An 8429-nucleotide genomic window follows, 5' to 3' on the forward strand; every position below is an offset into this window, starting at 1 on the left:
TTCACACCACCGGCGCCGTGTCGGCGGGTTTGATGACCACGATGCGGGTGACGCCGTTGCCCGCATCCACCGTCTGCAGGACTGATCCGTCAGGTCTGAGCTGGGGGACGCCCCAGGGTTGTCCGCCGAGTGGGGTGGTGGTGGCGCCGGTGGCGGTGATGGAGGTGACGTAGTACGTCATGTCGCCGGTGGCGTGGTCGCTGGTGTAGGTGATCAGGTGGGCGGAGCTGTCGGGGGCGATCAGGACCTCGCTGTACCAGTAGCCGGTGAGCGGGGTGATGGTTGCGATGCCGTCGGCCACACCGGTGACGAAGTAGCTGGTTTCGCTGGTGACGGGGTCGTCGATGTAGGTGATCTGGTATGCGGTGCCGTCGGGGGCGAAGGTGAGGCCGCCGGTGGGGACGCCGGAAAGCGGGGTGGTGGCGGTGAGGACGCCGCTGCTGTCGACGGCGGTGATGAAGAAGGAGATGTCGCCGGTGGGGTCGTACGTGTAGAGGGTGTAGTAGGCGGTGTTGTCGGGGGCGGTCTGGAGGTCGCCGTAGGGCGCGCCGTCGAGCTGGGTGAACGCGAGGCCGCCGATGGCGGTGATGGCGACGACGTTGTAGACGAGGTCGCCGGTGGCGGGGTCGTAGGTGTAGGTGGTCTGGTAGACGGTGCCGTCGGTGGCGATCACCGGGCCGCCGTTGGGGGTGCCGTCGGCCCTCACCTCGAGGTCGACGGCGGTGCCGGTGATGGCGATGACATACGTGGCGTCGCCTGCGACGGGGTCGTAGGTGTAGGTGGTCTGGTAGACGGTGCCGTCCGGGGCAATCTGGAGGTGGCCGGGGATGGCGTCGAGTAGCGAGATTCTGGTTGCGGTGCCGTCGGTGGTGATGGCGGTGACGTAGGTGTTGTAGACGTCGGTGGTGGCGTCGTAGGTGTAGGTGGATTGGTAGGCGGTGCTGTCGGGGGCGATCAGGAGGTCGCTGAACGGGTAGCCGAAGAGTGAGGTCCGAATCGCGTTGCCGGCGGTTGTGATGGTGGTGACGTTGGTGATGGTGTCGCCGGTGACAGGGTCTTCGGTGTAGGTGGTTTGGTAGGCGGTGCCGTCGGGGGCGAACTGGAGGCCGCCGGGTGCGCCGGCGAGTGGGATGACGGCGGTCAATGTGCCGGTCGTCGTGATGGTGGTGACGTAGGTGGTGTACTGACCGGTGGAGCCGTTGTAGGTGGAGGTGGTGTGGTAAGCGGTGCCGTTGGGCGCGATCCGGAGGTCGGCAACTGTGCCGATGAGTTCGGTGACGGTTGTGGTCCCGGCGGGGGTGATGGTGGTGGTGTGGTACACGGCATCGCCGCTGACGGGATCGTCGGTGCGGATGACCTGGTAGACCGTGCCGTTCGGGGCGACCTGGAGGCTGCCGATGGGTACGCCGGTGAGTTGCGTGGCGGTTGAGGTCCCGGAGGGGGTGATGGCGGCGATATAGAACTCGGATTCGCCCGTGTCGGGGTTGTAGGTGTAGCTGGCCAGATGGGCGGTGCCGCCGGGATCGACCTGGATGTCGCTGTAGGGGTCGCCGGCGACCGTGGTGACGATCGTGGTGCCGGTGGGGGTGATGACGGTGACGTAATTGGTGACGACTCCGGTGTCGGGATCGTAATCGAAGCTGACCTGGTAGGCGGTGCCGTCAGCGGCGATCGGGAGGTTGCCATTGGGTGAGCCGGGGAGCACGATTCCGGCGACGGGGGCGATGACGGTTGCGCTGTCGGTTCCGCCGCGTCCGTCATCGACGGTGATGGTGAGTGTTTCGTCGAGGTCGTCGCTGGTGGCATGGAGGTAGGAGGCTGCCAATCGCTGGGCGCCGGACGGGATGTAAGTGTAGGTGCCCATTGCCGGGTCGAGGAGCAGTGTCGCGCCCTTGGCGGTGGTGAATATGTTTGTGCCGGTGGTGTTTGCGCCGTTCACTGTGAACGTCAGCGGGTCGGAGTCGGGGTCGGTTGCGGTGAGGGTGCCCGTGACGGTTCCTGATCCGAGTGCCGGCTGTGACGGTGGCGCGAGGTTGATCGTCGGGGCCTGGTTGGTGGGTGCGGGGACGTTGATCGTGACGTACCGGGTGTGCGGGTCCCGGCCGGTGAAGATGCTCAGCAGGCTCGCCAGGCCGTGGAAGTGGGGGCCGGTGTCGGAGAGCTTGACGGTGAATTGGTCGGCGGTGGGGCTGCCCGGACTGGCGGTGTAGGTGATCGTGCCATCGCTGTTGACCACTGCGGTGCCGTTCGCCGGCCCGGATGCGATGGTGGTGGTGAGCGGGTCGCAGTCGGGGTCGGTGGCGTTCAAGCTGATGGTGTAGCCGTCGATGGTGGGTTGCAGAGTGGGTGTGGCGGTGGGGGTTTGGTTGTGGAGGAAGGATCTGGTGCGTTGAACCCACCACAGCAGGGTCCACGGGGCGGGGTGGGTGGCGTAGGTGGTGGCGGCCGGGCCGCCGAGGGTGGGCAGACCCAGAATGACGAACAGCCCGGCGACCGCTTGTCCGGTGGTGGTCGGCGGGGTGGTTGCCGTCGTGGTGGTCGGGCCGGCGTTGAGGAATGCGGCGGGTGCGAAAGTTTGTGGGGTGTCGCCTGTTTCGGTGAGGATGCTTGCAGGGGTGGAGAACGCGAGCATCTGTGGGGTGTCGGTTTGTGTGGTGTTGGGTTGGGTCGTATCTGTCTGCCCGGTGTCGGTGGGTTCTGTCGTAACGCGTTCGCCGGGGCCGGGGCCGGGGCCGGGTTCGGTGGTGGCTGTGGTTGTTCCGGGTTCGGAGAAGGTGGATTGATCGGTGGCCGGTGGGGTGGTATTCGCCGGTGGATTGGTGCCGGAGGAGGCGCCGCCGCCCTCGGCTGAACCGGTGTAGGCCGGCGTTCCGGCATAGGTCGGGGGTGTGGTGGTCGGGGGTGTGGTGTCGGTGGACTCTTCTACGGGTTCGATGCCGGCGGAACCGTTGTGGGTGGACGAGGTGTCGGGGGTTGTTGCCGCGCCGTTGGCGGGGGTGTCGGTGACCGGGGTTTGCGCACCCGGGGATTCGTTGTCACCGGGCGATCCACCATCGCCGGTTCCGGTGCCGGTTCCGGTGCCGGGTGATCCGCCGTCACCGGGCGATCCGCCGGCGCCGGACCCGGTACCGCCGCCGGGTGATTCGCCGCCATCGGAGGGGCTGCCGCCATCGGAGGGACTGGGGTCGCCCGGCGACCCGTCGTCGGCGGAGTTGCCGTCGCCGGTATCCGAGTCACCCCTGTCGGTATTGGCGTTGCCCGACGGGGTGCCGCCGCTCGGTGCTTCGCCGGAACCGCTGGTCGCACTGCCGCTGGTCGCACTGCCTTGTGAAGACGACTCGGACAGGCTTCCGGTCTGGTCGGCGGCGGCCTGGCCGGGATTGAGGAACAAGCTGACCCCGGCGGCTGCGGCGATCAGGCGGACGCGGTTCTTCTGCGAGATACGCATGGCATCCTCCAGGCGAGATCAGATAGATAGAGTCAACAATCGCTCAAAGTGATGCCTGGGGGAATGCCTCAAACTACGCAATTTTCGCTTCGAACTACTCGGCCGGACTGTTTCTGCTGGTCGCGGCGGTGTGATTCGGAATGCCGAGAAAAGTTCAACCGTTCGGACTACAAGCCCAATAATTAGTGTGCAGCACAAAAGATGCCGGTTGGCACCGCCTGTGCGGAGATGTGGGCTATCGGGTGGCCCAGATCCGGCGGCGGCCGATGAGGCGGCAGGCGGCGTAGATCAGGAACGAGATGGTGGTGACGAACACCGATACGGGCAGGCCGGGTGCCAGGGACAGGATGACTCCGCCGATGGCGGCGATCTCGGCGAACAGGACCGCGAGGCCCAGGACGACGGCTGGGTTCGCACTGACGCGGGATGCGGCGGCCGCGGGGGTGATCATCAGCGACATCACCAGCAATGCGCCGATGATCTGCACGGCTTGCGCGACGGCCAAGGCCATCAGCACCGCGAACACCACCGACAGCAGTCGCATCGGTACGCCGTGGGCCTGGGCGACGCGTGGGTCGAGGGAGGCGAACAGCAGGGGGCGGTAGATGATCGCCATGCCCGTCAGGACGATGACCGCGGTCACGGCCGCGGCCACAAGGCCCGACGTGGTGACGCTGACGACCTGTCCGGTGAGCAGCGCGAAGGCGGTGGTGGTGCGGCCGTCGTAGAGGGCGATGAACAGCACGCCCAGGCCGAGACCGAACGCCATCAGCACGCCGATCACCGAGTCGCGTTCGCGGGCCTTGTTGCCGAGGAACCCGAAGATGGCCGCGGCCACCACCGCACCGCCGACGCCGCCGAGGTTGACGCTTACCCCGAGCAGCAGCGCCGCGGCCGCGCCGGTCAGCGACAACTCGCCCACGCCGTGCACCGCGAACGACATCTGCCGCGCGATCACCAGCGGCCCGATCACCCCGCCCATCAGCGCGACCAGCGCCAGCGCCAGCAGCGACTGGTGCACGAAGTCGCGTTGCAGGAGGTCGGCGGTCTGCGAGAAGTCCCAGAACTGGTGCAGCTCGACCCGGGATGCGGCCAGCGGCGCGTTCACGCGGCACCGTCGGAGTGCGCGTCGCCCATGCAGTGATGGCCGTCCTCGCCGCCGACAACCAGGAGGCGCCCGCCGACGCGGATCACCTCGATATCGCTGCCGTACAGCTTCGACAGCGTTTCGGTGGTCATCACCTCATCGGGCGGCCCGACGAGGAACTGCCCGCCCACCAGGTACAGCACGCGGTCCACATAGGGGAGCACCGGATTGATCTCGTGCGTCACGAACACCACGGCGGTGCCGGCATTGCGGCGCCGGGCGTCGATCAGCTCGACGACCAACTGCTGATTGGCCGGGTCGAGGCTGGCCAGCGGCTCGTCGCAGAGCAGGAGGGCGGGGTCGGCGGTCAGTGCCTGCGCGACCCGCAGCCGTTGCTGTTCACCACCGGAGAGCACACCGAGCGGGGCGCCGGCGTACCTCTCGGCGCCGACCTGCGCCAGCGCGTCGTCGACGATCTGGCGCCGGCGTGCCCGGCCCCGCAGCCCGAGCCCCCATGATCGGCCGTCGACACCGAAACCGACCAGGTCGCGACCACGCAGAGCCATCGTGTCGGCGTCGTCGGCGTGTTGTTGCGGGATGTAGCCGACGGCGTCGGTGACCTCCAGCTCGCCCGAGCTCAGCGGGTACTGATGCAGCAAAGTCCGCAGAAACGACGTCTTGCCGGACCCGTTGGGGCCCAGGACCGCGATCCATTCGCCGGGTTCGATGGTCAGGTCGAGGTCGTCCCACAGGACGCGGTCGCCGAATGCCAGGCGGGCGTGACCGAATCGGGCCACCGGCCGGTGGCCCCGGGGTGATGGGCTGTTCACCCGACTATTGTGCGGTGCCGAGTGCGTCGGCGAGCGACCGGATCTGTCCGCGCTGCCAGCCGATGTAATTGTCGACGCCGTCGGGCAGCGTCTCGGTGAACTCGACGACCGGCACCTTCGAAGACTGCGCGACCTTCAGCAGCGCCTCGGTGACCTGGTCGACTTCCTGCACGTTGTAGACGAACGCCTTGACGCGGTGCTGTTTGAGCAGGTCCTCGACGGCGGCACGGTCGGCGGCCGACGGCGACTGTCCGGCCTCGACTGACCGGGTGAACCCGGTCGGCGCGATGTCGTTCAGCCCGGCCTCGGTGAGCAGGTATCCGGCGAGCGGTTCGGTCTGGGCGACCTGCGCGCCGTTGTGGGTGCGTTTGATGTCGGCGAGTTGGGTGCGCAGGGCGTCGATGTTGTTCTCGAAGCGGTCGGCATTGGCCTCGTAGGTGGTCTTGGCCGAGGGGTTCTTCGTGGCGAGCGCATCGGCGAGTTCGTCGGCGACGTCGCCGACCAGCTCCAGGTCGTAGAAGACGTGCTCGTTGGCGTCGCCGTGGTGCTGGTGATCGTCGCTGTCGTCATCGTCGTGGTCGTCGTGGTCGTCGTGGTCGTCGTGGTCGTCGTGGTCGTCGCTGAGGAGTTTGAATGCGTTGACGACGGTGGCATCGCTGCTCTTGGACGCGTCCTCGAGATACTGGTCGTAGTGGCCGCCGTTCATCAGGATGATGTCGGCGTCGGCGATCTTTGCGGTGTCGGCCGCCGGTGGCTCGAACTCGTGCGGGTCGCCCTGTGCGTTGGTGAACAGGGCGATGACCTTGGCTTTGTCGCCCGCGACGGCGGTCGCCACCGAACCCCACACGTCGGTCGAGGTGACGATGGTGGGGACGCCGGGCGTCGCGGTGCCCGGGGATGCCGAGCTGTCGCCGTTGTCGCCGTTGTCGGAGCAACCGGACAGGACCAGGACGCCCGCCCCGACCAACGCCGCCGTGCTCACCAATGCTCGCCGCTTCATGAGGACCGCCTTACGCAAATGAAAACCGTTACCGAAAGCAGTGTAGAGGATGAATGGCCCGCCGACGAATCGGAGGAGCTTCAGCCGGGCGATTAAGGTGGACGTCATGTCCGTGCTTCCGGTGCCGCGTCGTGTCGCACTGATCTCCGTGCACACCTCACCGCTGGCGCAGCCGGGCACGGGCGACGCGGGCGGGCTGAACGTGTACGTCTGGCAGACCGCCATCCGGCTCGCCCGGCGCGGGGTGCAGGTCGAGATCTTCACCCGCGCCACGTCGTCAGCGGACGCGCCCGTCGTCGACGCCGCGCCCGGAGTACTGGTGCGCCACGTCGTCGCCGGCCCGTTCGAGGGCCTCGACAAGACGGATCTGCCCGCCCAACTGTGTGCGTTCACCGCCGGGGTGCTGCGGGCAGAGGCCATGAACGACCCCGGCTACTACGACCTCATCCACTCGCACTACTGGTTGTCGGGGCAGGTGGGGTGGCTGGCCCGGGACCGCTGGAGTGTGCCGCTGGTGCACACCGCGCACACGCTCGCCGCCGTCAAGAACGCATCCCTGGCCAAGGGGGACACCGCCGAACCGCGCCTGCGGGAGATCGGCGAACAACAGGTCGTCGACGAGGCCGACCGGCTGGTGGCCAATACCGAAACCGAGGCCGCCGAACTAGTCTCGATGTACGGCGCTGACCCCGACCGCATCGACGTCGTCTACCCCGGCGCCGACCTCGACTGTTACACAACGGGTTCGATGCCCAAGGCGCGGGCCGAACTCGGGCTCGACCCCGGCGAGCAGGTTGTCACCTTCGTCGGCCGTATCCAGCCGCTCAAGGCTCCCGATGTGTTGCTGGCCGCGGCGGCTCCGCTGATTCACCGTTCGCGGCAACCGGATTCGGGTGTGCGGCCGCTGCGGGTATTGATTGTCGGCGGTCCGTCGGGGACCGGACTCGAACGGCCCGGAGCGCTGATCGAGCAGGCCGCACAACTTGGCATCTCCGACGCCGTCACGTTCCTGCCGCCGCAACCGTCCGATCGTCTCGCCGACGTCTATCGCGCATCGGATCTCTTTGCGATGCCCAGCTATTCGGAAAGCTTCGGGATGGTGGCCATCGAGGCGCAGGCCTGTGGAACGCCGGTGATCGCGGCCCGCGTCGGCGGACTCGAAGTGGCCGTCGCCGACGGGCACAGTGGTCTGCTCGTCGACGGGCATGAGATCGACACGTGGACATCGGCGCTGGAAAGCCTTCTGTGGCAACCGGATCGACTGGCCGAACTCGCGGCCTCGGCGCGGGGTCACGCCGAACAGTTCTCCTGGGAGCACACCGTCGACGCATTGTTGGTCAGCTACGGTCGCGCGATGAGTTCGCTGGAATCATCCAAACACGCTGTGCTCAAAGAACATCTGGGTTCCAGGGGCACTCTCGGAATGGCCGATGGCATCGGCCAGCGGATGCGCCGGAGCTGGCTGCGACGGCGGACCCGCGTGGGCGCCTGAATCGCGAGAGAAGGGAACGGAAAATCCGCATGGGATACAGCGAAATCGCCCAGGTCGTCGAGTCTGCGCTCACTGAACGCGAGATCGGCTACAGCACAAAGAGTTCCGGAGGTGCGCAGGCCGCACACTTCGTCCTCGAGCTGCCCGGTGAGAAGAAGCTCAAGACCACGGTGCTGCTCACCGCCGAGCAACACGGGCTGCGGGTGGAGGCCTTCGTGTGCCGGCGTCCCGACGAGGACTTCGAGGAGGTGTACAAATACCTGCTCAAACGTAACCGGCGCATCTACGGCGTCGCGTACACCCTCGACAACGTCGGCGACATCTATCTCGTCGGCCGCATCTCCGCCGACGCGGTCACCGGAGACGAGATCGATCGCCTCCTCGGGCAGGTCCTCGAAGCCGCCGACAGCGACTTCAACATTCTGCTCGAGATCGGTTTCCACACCTCCATCCAGCGCGAATGGGCCTGGCGTGTCTCCCGCGGCGAACCCCTGCACAACCTGCGAGCCTTCGAGCACATCATCGACAAGGACGCCCTCCCCGACCCCGGCGAACCCCTACCCGGCGAGGCC

General features: G+C 67.2%; 6 protein-coding genes. 2 read left to right on the plus strand and 4 right to left on the minus strand.

Features of this window, described 5'->3' with window-relative positions; genetic code table 11:
* Position 1 precedes the first annotated feature (1 nt).
* The 4 genes from KDB67_RS05755 to KDB67_RS05770 all read right to left on the minus strand — a co-directional run bounded on the left by KDB67_RS05755 (position 2) and on the right by KDB67_RS05770 (position 6365).
* Positions 2 to 3448 carry an Ig-like domain-containing protein gene (locus tag KDB67_RS05755; protein WP_291013518.1) on the minus strand — a complete coding sequence of 1149 codons (3447 nt, stop codon included), beginning with the start codon at positions 3446 to 3448 and terminating at the stop codon, positions 2 to 4.
* Between the two features lie 235 nt (positions 3449 to 3683).
* Positions 3684 to 4556 carry a metal ABC transporter permease gene (locus KDB67_RS05760; protein WP_291013519.1) on the minus strand — a complete coding sequence of 291 codons (873 nt, stop codon included), beginning with the start codon at positions 4554 to 4556 and terminating at the stop codon, positions 3684 to 3686.
* A complete protein-coding gene (locus KDB67_RS05765) occupies positions 4553 to 5365 on the minus strand; it encodes a metal ABC transporter ATP-binding protein (protein WP_291013521.1) in 813 nt (270 codons plus the stop codon). The genes KDB67_RS05760 and KDB67_RS05765 overlap by 4 nt, the downstream gene beginning before the upstream one ends.
* 4 nt (positions 5366 to 5369) lie before the next feature.
* Complete coding sequence (locus KDB67_RS05770) at positions 5370 to 6365, minus strand: zinc ABC transporter substrate-binding protein (RefSeq protein ID WP_291013530.1); 996 nt, start codon at positions 6363 to 6365, stop codon at positions 5370 to 5372.
* A gap of 106 nt (positions 6366 to 6471) precedes the next feature.
* Between KDB67_RS05770 and mshA the strand changes: the two genes are divergently transcribed.
* Both mshA and KDB67_RS05780 read left to right on the plus strand, forming a co-directional pair.
* Complete coding sequence (mshA, locus tag KDB67_RS05775; protein WP_291013522.1) at positions 6472 to 7857, plus strand: D-inositol-3-phosphate glycosyltransferase; 1386 nt, start codon at positions 6472 to 6474, stop codon at positions 7855 to 7857.
* Between the two features lie 29 nt (positions 7858 to 7886).
* A partial coding sequence (locus tag KDB67_RS05780) for a YbjN domain-containing protein (protein WP_291013524.1) occupies positions 7887 to 8429 on the plus strand: 543 nt, incomplete at its 3' end.

The sequence above is a fragment of the Gordonia sp. (in: high G+C Gram-positive bacteria) genome (assembly GCF_020438995.1).
Lineage (GTDB): Bacteria > Actinomycetota > Actinomycetes > Mycobacteriales > Mycobacteriaceae > Gordonia.

What these genes read in the sequence shown, in the direction of transcription:
- KDB67_RS05755 (WP_291013518.1), bottom strand. Translation starts at nt 3,448, where the DNA reads ATGCGTATCTCGCAGAAGAACCGCGTCCGCCTGATCGCCGCAGCCGCC.
- KDB67_RS05770 (WP_291013530.1), bottom strand. Translation starts at nt 6,365, where the DNA reads ATGAAGCGGCGAGCATTGGTGAGCACGGCGGCGTTGGTCGGGGCGGGC.
- mshA (WP_291013522.1), top strand. Translation starts at nt 6,472, where the DNA reads ATGTCCGTGCTTCCGGTGCCGCGTCGTGTCGCACTGATCTCCGTGCAC.